The following is a 16178-nucleotide window of genomic DNA, read 5'->3' on the forward strand; positions in this document are numbered from 1 at the left end:
GCGACGTCAGAGCCTCTACGCCCGTAGAAACAGGCTGTAGAGGGACGAACGTAAGCCTCTCGGACGGGCTTGCCAAGACCATCGTCGCCAACCCGCTGAGTCGAGCGCGTTTGACACTCCTCTGGGTGATGTCCGGGGCTGGTGGGGCGGGTGTGGCGTCCCGGCGCTCGGTTTGCGAGTCAGTGGGCGAGACCGGCGACCCGCAGGGCGTGCAGCAGGTCCCAGTGGCGTTCGTCGGAGACGCCCCGGGCGGCCTCGAGCAGCAGCGGCGCGAGCAGCCGGGGGTCGGGGGCGGCGCTGCGGGCGGCCTCCTCGGGGGCGCGGACGCGGACGTAGGCGCCGAGCAGCGCGCGCACCTCGCGGTGGCGGCCGCCCGCGTGCAGCGTGCGCACAGTGGCCCCGATCTCCTCGGCGGGCCGTACGACGCCTTGGCGCAGGACGTGCTCGCCGTCGGCGTCCCGGCCGGCCGCGACGAGCGCGTCCGCGGCGGCGACGAGCCGCTCGGCGGGCAGCGAGGCGGCCTCCCACAGCAGCGTCGTCCAGTCCGCGCCGAGCCCGGCCCGGTGCAGCGCGGCGGCGAGCAGCGGGAAGCGGGCGGCGGGCCAGTGGGCGAGCTCGACGAGCAGCGCATGCGCGTCGCCGGTACGGCCGTCGGCGCGCAGCCGCGCCAGCCGGTCCACGGCGCCCTGGACCGCGCGACGGTCGGCGCCGTCCATCGGCTCGGCCGAGGGTGCGGGCTCGGCCAGGGGCGCAGCATCGGCGTGTTCCCCGGCCCCGGCGAACCGGGCACCCCGCGGGGTCCGTCCGGCAGCGGGAACGGGCGCCGGCTCGGCGAGAAGGGGAGCGTCCCCCTCGTCGACGGCACCGGCGAACCGGGCACCGCCACGGCGACGCTTGCGCGTCGTGGCGTCGGGGGGTGCCGGGCGGACGGAGGGGTCGGCGCCGCGAGCGGCGCCGGCAGGGGGCGGCACGAAACCGGGCGGCGCCGAGGAGACGGCCTGTGCTCCGGGCCGGGTGGACGGGCCGGCACCGGGCTGTGCGGGGGTTTCGGCGAGCCGGTGCGGGGCGGGCGCGGCACCGGCAGGAACGGGCGCGAGGGCCGAAGGGGCGGGGCCGGGCAGGGGCCCGGAGGGTGCCGGGCGAGCGTCGCGCCCCGGCCGGGAGGCGATCGCACCATGCCCTGTGTGCGGTGCGGCACCGACGGGGGCCGTGACCTCCTGGCCGCCGAGGAGTGCCTGGGCATGCGGAGTGGAGACCGGCGCGCCATGCCCGGCGCGTGCCGCCGCATCCGTCGCCGCCACAGGGCCGGCGCCGCCTGCGCCCGCACCCCTCGTCGCCACAAAGTCGGCGCCCCCTGCCGCCGCACCCCTCACGGCCACAGCACCGGCGCCCTCCGCGCCTCCCGCCGCGAACCAGGAACCTCCCTCCCCGGCACGGAGCGCGGCCGCGTGGGCGTCGGGTGCGACCGGGACGTGGCCGGCGTGCCCGAGCGCGTCCCCGAGGGGGCCGTCGTCACGGGAAGGGCCACCGTGCGCGCTGCCCCGCGTCCCCCGCGTCGGCAGCGCCCGCTCCAGTCGCGCCATCCGGGCCCGCAGTTCCGCGCAGCGGGCGGTCGCGCGTTCGTGGTCGTCGTCGGACCAGGCGAGGTCGAGGCGGAGGGCGTCGGCCTCCTCGCGGGTCGCGGCGTGCGCAAGCGTCCGGGTCAGGACCGCGCGGCGCTCCGCCGCGTAGCGCTGTTCGCGGAGCATCACATCGAGACGGTCCGCGAGTGCCTCCCGGCCACCGGGACGGGCGTCGTACGCGGCGACCGCGGCGGCGTGCAGGACGCTGGCCCGCTCCGCCTCCCGTGCCGCGGCCTCCCGGCCGTGGCGGGAGGCGAGGTCCTGCAGCAGCGCCGCGACCACGTCCCAGGGCGGCATCTCGCGGCCCTCCCGGCACGCGCGCATGCCGTCCGGGTCGCGTTGCCAGAAGACGCCGCACCAGCCGTCGGCCGTATCGAGACGCCCCAGCAGGGCGTCGAGGTACTCCACGAACTCCCGCATTTCGCCCGGGAGTTGCTCCACCGCCATCGCCCGACTCCCACCCGAGGGGAACACTCCGGCCTCGTAGCCAACACCAGTTGTGTTACGGCGCGGCTACGCGGAGTTTTCCCCCGGGGTGCGGGGACCTCAGTCCCGCACTCCGGCCACGGTGACGCTCAGGCGGCGGCGAGGTCCACCCCCGCCTGCGCACACCGGGCGGCCAGCTCGTCCAGGGACAGCCCGAGCGCGCCGGCCAGCGCGGCCACGGTGAAGAAGGCCGGCGTCGGGGCCCGTCCGGTCTCGATCTTCCGCAGCGTCTCCGCCGAGATCCCGGCATCGGCCGCGACCCGCGTCATGCTGCGGTCGCCGCGGGCCTCGCGCAGCAGCCGCCCGAGCCGCTCGCCGCGCTCGTGCTCTTCGGGTGTGAGAGGGGTACGCACCATGGCACCCATTCTAATACCGGTATAGTAATTGGCATGGTGGAACTGAAGACGGACACGTCGATCGATGCGATGTACGAGGCGGGCCAGGTCGTCGCCCGAGCCCTGACGGCCGTACGGGAGGCCGCGGACGTCGGCGTCTCCCTGCTGGAACTGAACGAGGTCGCCCACGACGTGCTGCGCGAGGCGGGCGCGACATCCCCCTTCCTGGGCTACCGGCCCTCCTTCGCGCCCACCGCGTTCCCGGCCGTGCTCTGCGCCTCCGTGAACGACGCCATCGTGCACGGCATCCCCACGACGTACCGCCTGCGAGACGGCGACCTCCTCTCCGCCGACTTCGGCGCCGAGCTGAACGGCTGGGTCGGCGACTCCGCGATCAGCTTCACGGTGGGCCGCCCGCGACCGGCGGACCTGAAGCTGATCGAGACCGCCGAGCGGGCCCTCGACGCCGCCATCGCCGCGGCCGTCGTCGGCAACCGCATCGGCGACATCGCCCACGCCGTCGGCACGGTGTGCCGCGCCGCCGGCTACGGCATCCCCGACGGCTTCGGCGGACACGGCATCGGCCGCCGTATGCACGAGGACCCGGGCGTCCCCAACGAGGGCCGCCCCGGCCGCGGCCTGCCGCTGCGCCACGGCATGGTCCTCGCGATCGAGCCGATGCTGATCGCCGGCGGCACGGACGCCTACCACGCGGATCCCGACGGCTGGACCCTGCGCACCAACGACGGCACCAGGGCAGCCCACGTGGAACACACGGTGGCGATCACGGAAAGCGGACCCCGCGTCCTCACCCAGCGGTGAGATGACGTACGCAAGGGTCGCGGCGCTGTATCGATAGGCAACTCCGCCGCGCGAGCACGGGCAACCACCGAGGACCCGCACCCGCGAGAGTAGAGAACACCCCGAGCCGAAAGGCGCACCCCCACAGAACATGCCATCGTGGGCATGACCGACCCCACCCCCGGTTACCCGCCTCCGGTACGTCTCAGCGAAGGAACGGAGCGCCATGACCAGCGGCTACCTCGGCCCGGAGGGCGACCCCTTCGGAGAATTCCTCGCCCGCTTCTTCGGTGGCCCCCGCCCGGGGCCCCGGCAGATCGACATCGGCCGTCTGCTCAGTCAGCCCGCCAGGGAACTGGTGCGCGGCGCTGCACAGTACGCCGCGGAACACGGCAGCCGGGATCTGGACACCGAACACCTGCTGCGAGCGGCGCTGGCCAGCGAACCCACCCGCAGTCTGCTCAGCCGTGCGGGCGCGGACCCCGACTCGCTGGCCTCGGAGATCGACGAACGCTCGGGGCCGGTCCAGCACCCACCCGGCGAGGCGCCCGCGCCGACCTCGCTCTCGCTCACCCCGGCGGTCAAGCGGGCGCTGCTGGACGCGCACGAGATGGCGCGCTCCACCGGCGCCGGCTACATCGGCCCGGAGCACGTGCTCAGCGCGCTCGCCGCCAACCCGGACTCCGCCGCCGGGCACATCCTCAACGCGGCCCGCTTCGCCCCCTCGGGTCCGCCGCCTGCGCCGGAGGCCCCGCAGATGCCCCGGTCCGAGCGGGCGCGGCCGACGGGCACGCCGACCCTCGACAAGTACGGCCGCGACCTCACCGACCTGGCCCGGCAGGGCCGTATCGACCCGGTGATCGGACGCGACACGGAGATCGAGCAGACGATCGAGGTGCTCTCCCGGCGCGGCAAGAACAACCCCGTGCTGATCGGCGACGCGGGCGTCGGCAAGACCGCCATCGTCGAGGGCCTCGCGGAGCGCATCGCCGACGGCGACGTCCCGGACATCCTCCTCGGGCGGCGGGTGGTCGCCCTGGATCTGACCGGGGTGGTCGCGGGCACTCGCTACCGCGGTGACTTCGAGGAGCGGCTGAACAACATCGTCGAGGAGATCCGCACCCACTCCGACCAGTTGATCGTCTTCATCGACGAGCTGCACACCGTCGTCGGCGCCGGGGGCGGCGGCGAGGGCGGCAGCATGGACGCGGGCAACATCCTCAAGCCCGCCCTGGCCCGCGGCGAGCTGCACATCGTCGGCGCGACCACGCTGGAGGAGTACCGGCGCATCGAGAAGGACGCGGCGCTCGCCCGCCGTTTCCAGCCGATCCTGGTGCCGGAGCCGTCCGTGCCGGACACCATCGAGATCCTGCGCGGGCTGCGCGACCGCTACGAGGCTCACCACCAGGTCCGCTACACCGACGAGGCGCTGGTGGCGGCCGTGGAGCTGTCCGACCGCTATCTGACCGACCGGCGGCTGCCGGACAAGGCGATCGACCTGATCGACCAGGCCGGCGCGCGCGTGCGGCTCCAGGCGCGCACCAAGGGCACGGACGTACGAGCCCTGGAGCGCGAGGTCGAGCAGCTCAGCCGGGACAAGGACCAGGCGGTCGCCGACGAGAGTTACGAGACGGCCACGCAGCTGCGCGACCGGATCATGGAGCTGAAGCAGCGGATCGCCGAGGCCGGCGGCGACGGCGAGGCGGACGAGGGGCAGAACCTCCAGGTCACCGCGGAGGCGATCGCCCAGGTGGTGTCCCGGCAGACCGGCATCCCGGTCAGCAGCCTCACCCAGGAGGAGAAGGAGCGCCTGCTGGGCCTGGAGGAACATCTGCACGAGCGGGTCGTCGGGCAGGAGGAGGCCGTCCGCGTCGTCTCCGAGGCGGTCCTGCGCAACCGCGCCGGTCTGTCCGCCCCGGGCCGGCCGATCGGCTCCTTCCTCTTCCTCGGCCCGACCGGCGTCGGCAAGACGGAGCTGGCGCGGGCGCTGGCGGAGGCGCTGTTCGGCAGCGAGGACCGCATGGTCCGCCTCGACATGAGCGAGTATCAGGAGCGGCACACCGTCTCCCGGCTGGTCGGCGCCCCGCCCGGGTACGTCGGCCACGAGGAGGCCGGCCAGCTCACCGAGGTGGTGCGCCGGCACCCGTACTCGCTGCTGCTGCTCGACGAGGTGGAGAAGGCGCACCCGGATGTCTTCAACATCCTGCTGCAGGTGCTGGACGACGGCCGGCTGACCGACTCGCAGGGACGCACGGTGGACTTCAGCAACACCGTGATCGTGATGACCAGCAACCTCGGTTCGGAGGCCATCACGCGGCGCGGCGCAGGTATCGGTTTCGGGGCGACCGGCACCGAGGCCGACGAGGAGGCGCGGCGCGAGCAGATCCTGCGGCCGCTGCGCGAGCACTTCCGGCCGGAGTTCCTCAACCGCATCGACGAGATCGTCGTCTTCCGCCAGCTGACCGGCGACGAACTGCGCCGGATCACCCAGCTGCTGCTGACGCAGACCCGCCGGCTGGTGCAGGCGCAGGGCGTCTCGGTGGACTTCACCGACGCGGCGGTGGACTGGCTCGCCGAGCGCGGCTACGAGCCGGAGTACGGCGCCCGGCCGCTGCGCCGCACCATTCAGCGGGAGGTCGACAACCAGTTCTCCCGGCTGCTGCTGAACGGCACGATCAGCGAGGGCGGCCGGGTGACCGTCGATGTCGAGGACGGGCGGCTCGCGTTCCGCACGCAGGAGCGGCCCGCCCCCGAGCTATGACGGCTTGCGCTACGGCGCCGGGCGGACGACCATCGCCGAGCCGCCGCCGCGCCGCACCTTCTCGGCCGCGGCGAGCCAGCGGCCGTCCGGCAGCCGCTGCACGCCGGTCCCGGCACCGATCTCCGGGTTGAGCTTGAAGGAGTGCCCGAGCTTCTCCAGCTGCGCCCTCAGATCGCTGTTCCACAGGCCGGGTTCCAGCTCCGTCTGGGCGGCGTTGCGCTGGCTGGCGCGCGGCGCGGCGATCGCGTCGACCAGTGGCAGCCCGCGGTCGAGGAACTCGGTCAGGGTCTGCAGCACGGTGGTGATGATGGTCGCGCCGCCGGGCGAACCGAGCGCCACGACCGGCTTGTCGTGGCGGTCCAGCACGATCGTCGGGGAGATCGACGAGCGCGGCCGCTTGCCGGGTCCGGGCAGGTTCGGGTCGTGCACGGCCGGGTTGGCCGGGGCGAAGGAGAAGTCGGTCAGCTCGTTGTTGAGCAGGAAGCCGCGGCCGGGCACGGTGATGCCGCTGCCGCCGGTCTGCTCGATGGTGAGCGTGTAGGCGACGACGTTGCCCCACTTGTCGGCGACGGTGAGGTGCGTGGTGTTCTCGCCCTCGTACGTCGTCGGGGCCGCCGTGCCCGGGGCGCCGCAGTCGGCGGGGTGGCGCGGGTCGCCGGGCGGCACGGGGCTGGTGAGCACCGCGTCGTCCTTGATCAGGCAGGCCCGCGAGTCGGCGTACCGCTGCGAGAGCAGTTCCTTCGTCGGTACGTCCTCGAAGGCGGGGTCGCCGACCCAGCGCCCGCGGTCGGCGAACGCGATCCGGCTCGCCTCGATGTAGCGGTGCAGGTACTGCGCCTCGGTGGCCTTCGACAGGTCGGTGTTCTCCAGGATGTTGAGCGCCTCGCCGACGGTGGTGCCGCCGGAGGAGGAGGGTGCGATGGAGTACACACCGAGTCCGCGGTACGACGTCTTCGTGGGCGCCTGGTACTTGGCACGGTAGGCCGCCAGGTCCCGCGCGGACAGCTCACCCGGGCGCGCGTTCCAGCCGGAGGCCGGGTCGACGGGCGGGTGGTTGACGGTGTCGACGATGTCCCGGCCCAGGTCGCCGTGGTAGATCGCGCCGACGCCCTTGCGGGCCAGTTCGGCGTAGGTGGCGGCGAGGTCGGAGTTCTTGAACGTCGAGCCGACGGCGGGCAGTTGTCCGCCGGGCAGGAACAGTTTCGCGGTGTCCGGGAAGTAGCGGAAGCGGGTCTCGTTGGCGGCCGTCTGCGAGCGGAAGGTGTCGTCGACGGTGAACCCGTCCCGGGCGAGCCGTTCGGCGGGCTTCAGCACGGTCGCCAGCCGCTTGCTGCCCCAGGCGTCCAGCGCCGCCTGCCAGGTGGCGGGCGTGCCCGGGGTGCCGACGCTCAGTCCGCTGCTGACGGCGTCGGCGAAGGCGAGCGGCTTGCCGTTCTCCGTGAACAGGTTCTGATCCGCGCTCAGCGGCGCGGTCTCGCGGCCGTCGATGGTGTGCACGGTGCGCGACTCGGCGTCGTAGTAGACGAAGTAGCCGCCCCCGCCGATACCGGCGGAGTAGGGCTCGGTGACGCCGAGCGCGGCGGCGGTGGCGACGGCGGCGTCGACCGCGTTGCCGCCCTTCTTCAGCACCTCGATGCCGGCGGCGGAGGCGTCCGCGTCGACGCTGGCGACGGCGCCGCCGTAGCCGACGGCGAGGGGTGACTTCGGGACGGGATCCCGGTGGGCGGTGGGCGGTGCTGCCGCCCCCACCGACACCACGGCGGCCGAGACCGCCAGAACGGACAGTTTCCGGGCAACAGGACGACGCATCCGCACCTCCGGTTGAGGGACCGTTCGCGCAGCCTATTCCACCATCATGGTCACGTCAGTCACGTAGCATGCGCGCCCATGAACGACGACGTGCGCAACATCCTCCTCGGGGTGATAGCGGCCGGTATCAGCGCCGCGCTGGGATGGCTGTCCCGCACCTGGTTGTGGAACCGGAAACTCAGGCGCAAGCAGGCCTTCTTAGGGCTGCCGGACGACTCCGAGTCGCTGCTGGTGGTGAACCGGAACGCCGGCGGACCCGAACTGGCGGTGATGCGCCACGACGTGTTCGCCCTGCTCGAACTCGCCGCGCTGATCAAGGACTGCCGCGCCCACGCGCAGGTGCTGCCGCACGACACGGCCCGTCAGGGCTTCGGGGAGCGCACCGAGTTCTGCGTCGGCGGCCCGGCCTCCAAGGGGCTCGTTCCCCGTCACCGTCTTTGCACTCAATAGCCAAGGGCCGCAGCGTGACCTTGATCTCCGCGGGCACCGGCGACCAGGCGGGCCTGGTCTCGGCATCCTTCAGCAGTTCCATGGCCTTGGCCCAGGTGCCGTCCTGCAGCCATCTGTTGGACTGCGTCTGCAGGGCATTGAGGTTGACGCCGTACCGGGGCGCGATGTCCGCCATGCCCTCCCCCGTCACGGCCTTCTCCAGCAGGGCCTCGGTGACCGTACGCCGGTCGATGGTCGACCGGCGGCCCCCCATCAAGGGCTTGATCAGCTCCCATCCCTCGTCCGTCAGGATCGGCACCTGCCGGCCCTCCCGGACGAACCAGTCCCGCACCGCACAGGCCACGCCCTTGCGGCGGGGCTGGCAGCTGATGACCTCTGCCTCCAGGCCCATTTCCGCGAACAGCTCGGCCTTCTCGTGGTCGCTCAAGCCCCGCAGATTATCCCGGGCCGCCTTGGCCAGCCGTTCCAGGCTGTCGATTCTCTGCACGGCTTCGGCAGCGTCCCGCTGCAGCCCTTCCGCTTCCCGGCGCAGCTTCTCCAGCCCCTCCAGCTCCTCAATATGGGGCTTCGTGGCCCGGTCCACCGCGGCCTCAGCCTCGGCTTTTGACAAGCCGCGCCTGAGCGCCCTACGGGCGGCAGTGGCTTCCGTCCCGAGCCGAAGGTCAAGCTGAGCTTCCGAGACGAGGCTCCGGACCCGGCGGCCTATGCCCCGCTGACGGCGGCGCCCTCTAAGATCAGGGGGCGCCCTGGAGGTTCGTGCGCAGCCCCTGGGTGCCCGTGGAAGTCGGTGGCCGCGAAGGCACCGGTCATCCAGCGCAGTTCGGTCTGCCAGTTGGTCTCGGGCGTGGCTTCCTCCCATGACGAAGGCCCCCACCGAAGCAGGGGCCTTGAGTGTTTGTGCTGGTCAGGCAATTGTAGTGAATGTGAGTGCAAGATGGGTGCTGGGCCCCTTGATCCAACCGTCGTATGGCCGCGCATCTGTCCTCCCTGCTGCCCGGGGTGCGGATCAACGTGGACGTCGAACCCGGCCCGGACCGGGGCGTCTTCCAGATCGGCTCCGAGCGCTACCGGTTGGAGGCCGGCCGCGTCGAGTACGTGCTGCTCGCGCGGCTCACCGTGGACGGCAGCCACGGCGACCGGCCGGTGTTCCTCTTCTGCGGCCAGACCGCGCTCACCAACCAGGCCGCCACCCGCTACCTCGCCCGCAGCCACGAGCGGCTCGCCCGCAAGCACGGCAGGAACTCCTTCGTGCTGCTGCTGAAGGTCGTCAATTCGCAGGCGTACGGTCCTGACGTGGTGGAACTGGTCGCGGACGTCACCCGGGCCGCGCTGGCCCCGCTGCCGGCGTCGACGCCGAGGAACTCGCACCGGGCGCAGGCCTGACGCCGTATCGGCCGGGGAAGACGTCCCCGGAACGAGCACAACCCGACCGGCGCGCGGCTGACCTTCTCCTCGCGGCGAGCGGCCCCTGGCGTGGGTCGCTGCCGCCGCGAGCAGTGATCTGCGGCCGCGGCCGGGCGGGTATGGCCCTGTGTACTGCTGCCCCCTACGGACGAGGGGCCGTGGGGGGACCCACCCCCGGCAGCAGCGTTCGTGGTGCGGCCGCACCGGCGGGTACGGCCTCGGTCGTCACCACAGGGATGAACGGCACATCGTAGTTGAGAACCGCCGTGCGGGCACAAGCGGTACGGACCATGCGGAGCGCTCCTCGTTCGATTCCGCGCAGGGCTCGGCGCCCCGAGGGCCTGAACTCCCTCAGTGCTTGAGGATCTTGGAGAGGAAGTCCTTGGCCCGGTCGCTGCGCGGGTCGGTGAAGAACTCGTCGGGGCGGCGGTCCTCGACGATCCGGCCGTCCGCCATGAACACCACGCGGTTGGCGGCGGAGCGGGCGAAGCCCATCTCGTGGGTGACGACGACCATGGTCATGCCGTCGCGGGCGAGTTGCCGCATCACCTCCAGCACCTCGTTGATCATCTCCGGGTCGAGGGCGGAGGTCGGCTCGTCGAACAGCATCACCTTGGGGTCCATGGCGAGGGCCCGGGCGATGGCGACGCGCTGCTGCTGGCCGCCGGAGAGCTGCGCGGGGTACTTGTCGGCCTGTTCGGCCACCCCGACCCGGTCGAGCAGCTCGTGCGAGCGCCGGTCGGCCTCGGTCTTCTTGCGGCCGCGTACCTTGACCTGGCCGAGCGAGACGTTCTGCAGCACGGTCTTGTGGGCGAAGAGGTTGAAGGACTGGAAGACCATGCCGACCTCGGCGCGCAGCCGGGCGAGCGCCTTACCCTCCTCGGGCAGCGGCTGCCCGTCCAGCAGGATGGTGCCCGAGTGGATGGGCTCCAGCCGGTTGACGGCCCGGCACAGCGTCGACTTGCCCGACCCGGACGGGCCGATGACCACGACCACCTCTCCCCTGCCTACCGAGAGGTCGATGTCTTGCAGGACGTGCAGCTCCCCGAAGTACTTGTTGACGTTCCGCAGTTCGATCAACGGTTCGACGGCCATGCGCAGCCCTACTCACTCTCAGCTGTGTCGTGGTTGCCGCAACCTATCCAGCGGCTCTGCCCCCGGAGAGACGACACGCACTTTCCGGGCATAAGCCGTATTTAAGCCGGAGGTTGGGCCATGACCTCACCCTCGGATCCCTCGTGGTCAGTCCTCGGCGACCTCCGCGTACAGCTGCGACAGCTCGGGGACCCCGCTCTCGGCCCAGTCCCGGCCCGCCGCCACCACGTCGATCTCGCGCCCCGAGGCGAGCCGGACCACGGGCGGCCCGCCGGAGCGGATCTCCCACACCGCGCCGGGCACCGTGCGCACGACCACCGTGCCGAGGTACAGACCCGCGTCGTTGCCGAGCCGGGGCAGCGTCTCCGCGTCGTCCCGCCAGCGCGGCACCAACTGGTCCAGCGCCTCCAGCGAGAGCGCCGTGTCGTCGAGCCGTACACCCGACTCGGCGGCCTGCGAACGCAGCAGCTCGCACTCCGACAGCAGCGCAGCGACCGCCTCCGGTGCCGCCGTGAACCGTGCCTCATCGGTCTTCCTGCGCCCGATGCCCAGAAAAGGGAGATTCATAGGGACAGCGTGGCATTCGCACCCCCGTGCGCACCACAGGCGCGCGGGCCTCCTTTTCACCCGGGCACGCGCCCCGTACGGCCCATTTCGCGCCCCGCCCGCGCATGGCGCGTTGACGGGTCCCTGACGGGTTCCTAGCTTCGCGGTGCGCGGACCTGCCCGGGTCCGTGTGAGCGGGAGAGCGCGGGAGGAGCGGGTGCCGGTGATGCGCCGAGGCATCGGGGGGCTGGTGGCGGCTCTCGTCCTGGCCACGGCCGCACCGCTGCCGGCCGCCGCGGTCCCGGCGGCGGACACCGTGCCGCTGCCGCTGGAGCGGCTGTACGACAATGCCGCGGTCAGCGACGACTCCCGGCCCGGCGGCGCGGACTTCGACGGTGCGGGGGCCTCCCTGTCGGCGCAGGATCTCGCGGCCGCCGGCTGGACACCGGGCCGGACGCTGACCGTGCAGGGCGCGCGGCTGACGTGGCCGCGGCGGGCACCGGGCGAGGCGGACAACGTACGGTCCGCCGGGCAGTGGGTGCGCCTGTCGGGGCATGGTGACGCGCTGGCCTTCCTGGTGGCGGGGACGGCCGGGGACGCCACGGGCGGGACGGGCACGGTCCGCTACACGGACGGCACGTCCGCCCCGTACGCGCTCACCGCGCCCTCCTGGCGCACCGGCCCGCCCGCCACGAAGGCGGTCGCGCTCCCGCACGTCAACACGCCCGGCGGCCGGCTCGCCCGCCAGGCCCGGCTGTACGTCGTGACGGTACCGCTCACCCCGGGACGCGCCGTGGCGGCGGTACGGCTGCCCGTCGCGCCGGGGCTGCACGTATTCGCGATGTCGGTGCGCTCGCACGCGCCGGGCTGGACCGGCAGCTGGGCCGCGCCGACCGGCGGCTGTCCGGCCGTCGGCCCGTGGACGGACCGCACACTGCGGCTGGTCGTGCACACCTCGGCGGGCGGTCCCCGGGTGCGTCTGCGCTTCGACAACACCTTCGCGGGGGCGCCGGTGCGCATCGGCGCGGCGACGGTGGCGCTGCGGGCGCCGGGAGCAGCGGGGGCGGTGCCCGCGGCGGCGCCGGTGGCCCTGTCCTTCGACGGGGCGGCCGGGGTGATGATCCCGGCGGGGGCCCAGGCGGTCAGCGATCCGCTGGACTTCGCCGTGCCGGCCGGGGCCGATTTGCTGGTCAGCTTCCATCTGCCGGGTCCGGTGACGGCGGCGCCCGTGCACCGGCTCGGGCAGCAGCGGTCGTATCTGAGCGAGCCGGGCGACCACACCGCGGACGCCTCCCCGGCCGCCTACACCGCGACCCTGACCAGCCGGCCGCTGCTGACCGGGGTGGACGTCGGCGGCGGGCCCGGGGCGGTGGTCACCCTCGGCGACTCGATCACCGACGGAGACCGTTCGACGCCCGACACGAACCGGCGATGGCCCGATGCCCTGGCCGCGCGCCTGCGGAGGCAGAGTGCCGTGCCGCGCTACGGCGTGCTGAATCAGGGCATCTCAGGCAACCGGGTGCTGACCGACCGCTACCCCGGCGACGGCGTCTCGGCCGAGCAGTCCGGGGTGAGCGCCCTGCACCGGCTGGACCGGGACGTGTTCGCGCAGACCGGTGTGCGCACGCTCGTCGTCTTCGAGGGCGTCAACGACCTGCTGGACGGTGTCACGGCCGCACCGCTGATCGACGGGCTGCGCACGATCGCCGACCGGGCCCACGCCCGCGGGCTGCGCGTCCTCGGCGCGACCATCCTGCCCTGCGGGGGCCACGCACGGTGCCCGGCCTCCGTGGACACCGAGCGGACGGCGGTGAACGCCTGGATCCGCTCCACCGGCGCCTTCGACGGGGTACTGGACTTCGACGCCGTGATCCGCGACCCCGCGCACCCGGCGCGGATGCCGGCCGCCTACGACAGCGGCGACCACCTGCACCCCGGGGACGCGGGGCTGGCCGCGCTGGGCGAGTCCGTGGACCTGCGGCTGCTGTGAGCCAGGGCCCCTCGCTCGGCCGGGAGGATCCGAACGACCCGACCTAGACGTCCAGGTCGACGACGACCGGCGCGTGGTCCGAGGCGCCCTTGCCCTTGCGCTCCTCCCGGTCGACGTAGGCGTCCTTGACGGCCTTGGCGAACGGCTCGTTGCCGTAGACCAGGTCGATGCGCATGCCGCGGTTCTTGGGGAAGCAGAGCTGGCGGTAGTCCCAGTAGGTGAACGGGTGCTCGTACTTCAGCGGGCGCGGCACCACGTCGTTCAGCCCGGCCTCGCGCAGGGAGGCGAGCGCGGCGCGCTCCGCCGGGGTGACGTGGGTGGAGCCCTCGAAGGCGGCCGCGTCGAAGACGTCGTCGTCGGTCGGCGCGATGTTGTAGTCGCCCAGCACCGCGAAGGGGCGACCACCCTGGGCGTCACCGGCGACGGCGGCTCTGAGGGCCTCCAGCCACTGAAGCTTGTACGCGTAGTGCGGGTGCTCCACCTCGCGGCCGTTCGGCACGTACACCGACCACACGCGGACCGGGCCGCAGGTCGCGGAGATCGCGCGCGGCTCGACCCCGCCGTCGAAACCGGGGTCGCCGGGCAGGCCCTTGACCACGTCCTCGATGCCGACGCGGGAGAGCACCGCCACGCCGTTCCACCGGCCGGTGGCGTGCACCGCCGCCTCGTATCCCAGCTCGCGCAGCTGCTCGACGGGGAACTGCTCCTCGGCGACCTTGGCCTCCTGCAGGCAGAGCACGTCGGTGCCGCTGCTCTCCAGCCAGGTCAGCAGCCTCGGAAGGCGGGCGGTGATCGAGTTCACGTTCCAGGTCGCGATGCGCATGCCTCACAACCTACCCGGCGGCACTGACAACGCGATCCCGCCCGGGTCGGTCCTAGACGTCGGTGCAGTCCCCGGGGGTCAGCCGCCGGTGGTCCGTGCCGCCGAGGGCGCCGATCTGGCGGTCGTAGATCGGGCGGGCGAGGTCGGTGAGGAGGGCGTCGTGTATGTCGTAGGCGCGTTGCGGTTTCACCTCGCGGACGTAGTCGATGACCTCGGAGATCTTGTTCCAGGGGGCCATGACCGGCAGCATCAGCGTCTCGACTCGGCGGCCGGGGACGGTGAGCGCGTCGCCGGGGTGGAAGACGGTGCCGTCGTCGATGAGATAGCCGACGTTGGTGATGCGCGGGATGTCCGGGTGGATCACGGCGTGCAGCTCGCCGTGGACCTGCACGTCGAAGCCGGCGGCGGTGAAGGTGTCGCCGTGGCCGACGGTGTGCACACGGCCCGGGAAGGCCGCGGAGATCCGCTCGGCGACCGAGCGCAGGGTCCAGATCTCGGCGGCGGGGTTGTGCTCCAGCGCGGCCCGCAGCCGTCCCTCGTCGAAGTGGTCCGGGTGCTCGTGCGTGACCAGGACGGCGTCCGCGCCGAGCGCGGCGTCCTCCTCGCTGAAACCGCCGGGGTCCAGGACGAGGGTCCGGCCGCCCTTCTCCAGGCGGACACAGGCATGCGACATCTTCGTGAGCTTCATGCGTCCCATCCTGCATGCGCGGGGCGGGGCGCGGTGGCGCACCCCGCCCCGGGGTCACTCCGCGAGGGTGGTCTCCTCGAGGATGACCTGCTGGGCCACGCGGAAGGCGCTGTTCGCCGCGGGGACGCCGCAGTAGACGGCCGCCTGGAGCAGGACCTCCTTGATCTCGTCCGGGGTGAGGCCGTTGCGCAGGGCCGCGCGGGTGTGGAAGGCGAGCTCTTCCAGGTGGCCGCCGGCGACGAGCGCGGTCAGGGTGACACAGCTGCGGGAGCGCCGGTCGAGGCCGGGTCTGTTCCACACCTCGCCCCAGGCGTAGCGGGTGAGAAGCTCCTGGAAGTCGCCGGAGAAGTCACCGGCCTGCGCCAGCTCCCGGTCGACGTGGGCATCGCCGAGCACCTCCCGGCGTACCTTGAGCCCCGCGTCGTACGGGTCGGGCCGCCCGGCGGGCTGGGGCTGCGCCACGGGCGGCGCGATCTCGGCGATCGGCGCCGTCGGCTGCGGGGGCGGTGCGGCCAGCACGGGCTTGACGGGCGCGGCAGGGATGGCGATCTGGCCGGTACCGGGGTCGATGAGGGGCTGCCAGGCCGTCGAGAAGTGCGTGACCAGCAGATCGGTCACGGCGGCCGGCTGTTCCACCGGAACCAGATGGGAGGCGCCGGGTACGACCGCGAGTCGGGCGTCGGGGATGCCGGCGACCAGCGTGCGCGCCTCGGCGGGGCCGGTGACCTGGTCCTCGGAGCCGACCAGTACCAGAGTCGGCACGCCGACCCGGCCCAGCTCGGGCCGCACGTCGAACGCGGCGAGTGCCTCGCAGGCGGCGATGTAGCAGCCGGGGTCGGTGGTGCGCACCATCTGCACGGCCCACTCGGTGATCGCGGGCTGGGCGGCGGCGAAGCCGTGCGTGAACCAGCGGTCGGGGGACGTACGGGCGATCGGGTCGAGGCCGTTGGTCCGGACGATCACCCCGCGCTGGCGGAACTCGTCGGCGGTGCCGAACCGGGGGGAGGCGGCGATCAGCACGAGCGAGGCGACCCGCTCGGGGTGGCGCAGCGCCAGCTCCACGCCGACGGCACCGCCGAGGGCGCATCCCGCGTAGCCGAAGCGCTGCACGCCGAGCGCGTCGAGGGTGGCGAGCAGACGGGCGGTCAGCTCGGCGACGGACCCCGCGGGGTGGGCGGGCGCGCCGCCGTGCCCCGGCAGGTCGAACCGCAGGACGCGCCACTGCTTGGCAAGCTCGGGGACCTGCCGGTCCCACATGTGCCATGTGGTACCCAGTGAGGGACCCAGGATCAGGACGGGGGCCTCTTCTGGCCCGTCAAAGCGGTATTGCAGGGTGTTCGACGGTGTCTCACTCACGCGTCAGACCCT

General features: G+C 73.0%; 12 protein-coding genes and 2 pseudogenes. 5 read left to right on the forward strand and 9 right to left on the reverse strand.

The genetic code is table 11. The features are described from left to right. Positions 1 to 179: 179 nt before the first annotated feature. The gene (locus ACF1GV_RS08790) at positions 180 to 2069 is read right to left on the reverse strand and encodes a hypothetical protein (protein ID WP_391679348.1); all 1890 of its coding nucleotides are present in this window, start codon (positions 2067 to 2069) and stop codon (positions 180 to 182) included. A gap of 128 nt (positions 2070 to 2197) precedes the next feature. Beyond that, positions 2198 to 2464: a helix-turn-helix domain-containing protein gene (locus tag ACF1GV_RS08795; protein WP_391679351.1), complete on the reverse strand. Its 267-nt coding sequence runs from the start codon at positions 2462 to 2464 to the stop codon at positions 2198 to 2200. A 33-nt stretch (positions 2465 to 2497) separates the two neighbouring features. Here ACF1GV_RS08795 and map point away from each other — a divergent pair, with 33 nt between their 5' ends. Beyond that, positions 2498 to 3265, forward strand: a complete 768-nt coding sequence (map, locus tag ACF1GV_RS08800; RefSeq protein WP_391679354.1) for a type I methionyl aminopeptidase — start codon at positions 2498 to 2500, stop codon at positions 3263 to 3265. Between the two features lie 205 nt (positions 3266 to 3470). Then, the gene (locus tag ACF1GV_RS08805; RefSeq protein ID WP_391679357.1) at positions 3471 to 6005 is read left to right on the forward strand and encodes an ATP-dependent Clp protease ATP-binding subunit; all 2535 of its coding nucleotides are present in this window, start codon (positions 3471 to 3473) and stop codon (positions 6003 to 6005) included. A 9-nt stretch (positions 6006 to 6014) separates the two neighbouring features. Here ACF1GV_RS08805 and ggt read toward each other — a convergent pair whose 3' ends face one another. Then, on the reverse strand, positions 6015 to 7814 hold the full coding sequence (gene ggt / locus ACF1GV_RS08810) for a gamma-glutamyltransferase (RefSeq protein WP_391679360.1): 1800 nt from the start codon (positions 7812 to 7814) through the stop codon (positions 6015 to 6017). Between the two features lie 78 nt (positions 7815 to 7892). Here ggt and ACF1GV_RS08815 point away from each other — a divergent pair. Beyond that, a pseudogene (locus ACF1GV_RS08815) lies at positions 7893 to 8246 on the forward strand (hypothetical protein); the annotation flags it as partial. Here the strand turns inward: ACF1GV_RS08815 and ACF1GV_RS08820 are convergent. Beyond that, complete coding sequence (locus tag ACF1GV_RS08820) at positions 8128 to 9123, reverse strand: transposase (RefSeq protein WP_391679642.1); 996 nt, start codon at positions 9121 to 9123, stop codon at positions 8128 to 8130. The pseudogene ACF1GV_RS08815 and the gene ACF1GV_RS08820 sit on opposite strands and share 119 nt — an antisense overlap. A gap of 95 nt (positions 9124 to 9218) precedes the next feature. Between ACF1GV_RS08820 and ACF1GV_RS08825 the strand changes: the two are divergent. Then, positions 9219 to 9647, forward strand: a pseudogene (locus ACF1GV_RS08825) (hypothetical protein); the annotation flags it as partial. A 372-nt stretch (positions 9648 to 10019) separates the two neighbouring features. Here the strand turns inward: ACF1GV_RS08825 and ACF1GV_RS08830 are convergent. Continuing rightward, complete coding sequence (locus ACF1GV_RS08830; protein ID WP_391679362.1) at positions 10020 to 10763, reverse strand: amino acid ABC transporter ATP-binding protein; 744 nt, start codon at positions 10761 to 10763, stop codon at positions 10020 to 10022. A gap of 147 nt (positions 10764 to 10910) precedes the next feature. Further along, the gene (locus tag ACF1GV_RS08835; protein ID WP_391679365.1) at positions 10911 to 11330 is read right to left on the reverse strand and encodes a DUF6278 family protein; all 420 of its coding nucleotides are present in this window, start codon (positions 11328 to 11330) and stop codon (positions 10911 to 10913) included. A 205-nt stretch (positions 11331 to 11535) separates the two neighbouring features. Between ACF1GV_RS08835 and ACF1GV_RS08840 the strand changes: the two genes are divergently transcribed. Beyond that, positions 11536 to 13299, forward strand: a complete 1764-nt coding sequence (locus tag ACF1GV_RS08840) for a GDSL-type esterase/lipase family protein (protein WP_391679368.1) — start codon at positions 11536 to 11538, stop codon at positions 13297 to 13299. Between the two features lie 43 nt (positions 13300 to 13342). On the opposite strand, the gene ACF1GV_RS08845 is transcribed toward ACF1GV_RS08840, so the two are convergent. The 3 genes from ACF1GV_RS08845 to pcaC are packed head-to-tail and all read right to left on the reverse strand — an operon-like array spanning position 13343 to position 16166. Further along, a complete protein-coding gene (locus ACF1GV_RS08845) occupies positions 13343 to 14122 on the reverse strand; it encodes an exodeoxyribonuclease III (protein ID WP_391679370.1) in 780 nt (259 codons plus the stop codon). Positions 14123 to 14174: 52 nt separating this feature from the next. Then, the gene (locus ACF1GV_RS08850) at positions 14175 to 14810 is read right to left on the reverse strand and encodes an MBL fold metallo-hydrolase (protein ID WP_391679371.1); all 636 of its coding nucleotides are present in this window, start codon (positions 14808 to 14810) and stop codon (positions 14175 to 14177) included. A 54-nt stretch (positions 14811 to 14864) separates the two neighbouring features. After that, on the reverse strand, positions 14865 to 16166 hold the full coding sequence (pcaC, locus tag ACF1GV_RS08855; protein WP_391679373.1) for a 4-carboxymuconolactone decarboxylase: 1302 nt from the start codon (positions 16164 to 16166) through the stop codon (positions 14865 to 14867). Between the last annotated feature and the right edge of the window lie 12 nt (positions 16167 to 16178).

The organism is Streptomyces sp. NPDC014006 (assembly GCF_043088925.1).
GTDB lineage: Bacteria > Actinomycetota > Actinomycetes > Streptomycetales > Streptomycetaceae > Streptomyces.

Bases quoted from the DNA above. Each gene is read 5' to 3' on its own strand.
- ACF1GV_RS08820 (WP_391679642.1), bottom strand. From the start codon at position 9,123: ATGGGAGGAAGCCACGCCCGAGACCAACTGGCAGACCGAACTGCGCTG.
- ACF1GV_RS08805 (WP_391679357.1), top strand. From the start codon at position 3,471: ATGACCAGCGGCTACCTCGGCCCGGAGGGCGACCCCTTCGGAGAATTC.
- ACF1GV_RS08830 (WP_391679362.1), bottom strand. From the start codon at position 10,763: ATGGCCGTCGAACCGTTGATCGAACTGCGGAACGTCAACAAGTACTTC.
- ACF1GV_RS08795 (WP_391679351.1), bottom strand. From the start codon at position 2,464: ATGGTGCGTACCCCTCTCACACCCGAAGAGCACGAGCGCGGCGAGCGG.
- map (WP_391679354.1), top strand. From the start codon at position 2,498: ATGGTGGAACTGAAGACGGACACGTCGATCGATGCGATGTACGAGGCG.
- ggt (WP_391679360.1), bottom strand. From the start codon at position 7,814: ATGCGTCGTCCTGTTGCCCGGAAACTGTCCGTTCTGGCGGTCTCGGCC.
- ACF1GV_RS08790 (WP_391679348.1), bottom strand. From the start codon at position 2,069: ATGGCGGTGGAGCAACTCCCGGGCGAAATGCGGGAGTTCGTGGAGTAC.
- ACF1GV_RS08845 (WP_391679370.1), bottom strand. From the start codon at position 14,122: ATGCGCATCGCGACCTGGAACGTGAACTCGATCACCGCCCGCCTTCCG.
- ACF1GV_RS08850 (WP_391679371.1), bottom strand. From the start codon at position 14,810: ATGAAGCTCACGAAGATGTCGCATGCCTGTGTCCGCCTGGAGAAGGGC.
- ACF1GV_RS08840 (WP_391679368.1), top strand. From the start codon at position 11,536: ATGCGCCGAGGCATCGGGGGGCTGGTGGCGGCTCTCGTCCTGGCCACG.
- ACF1GV_RS08835 (WP_391679365.1), bottom strand. From the start codon at position 11,330: ATGAATCTCCCTTTTCTGGGCATCGGGCGCAGGAAGACCGATGAGGCA.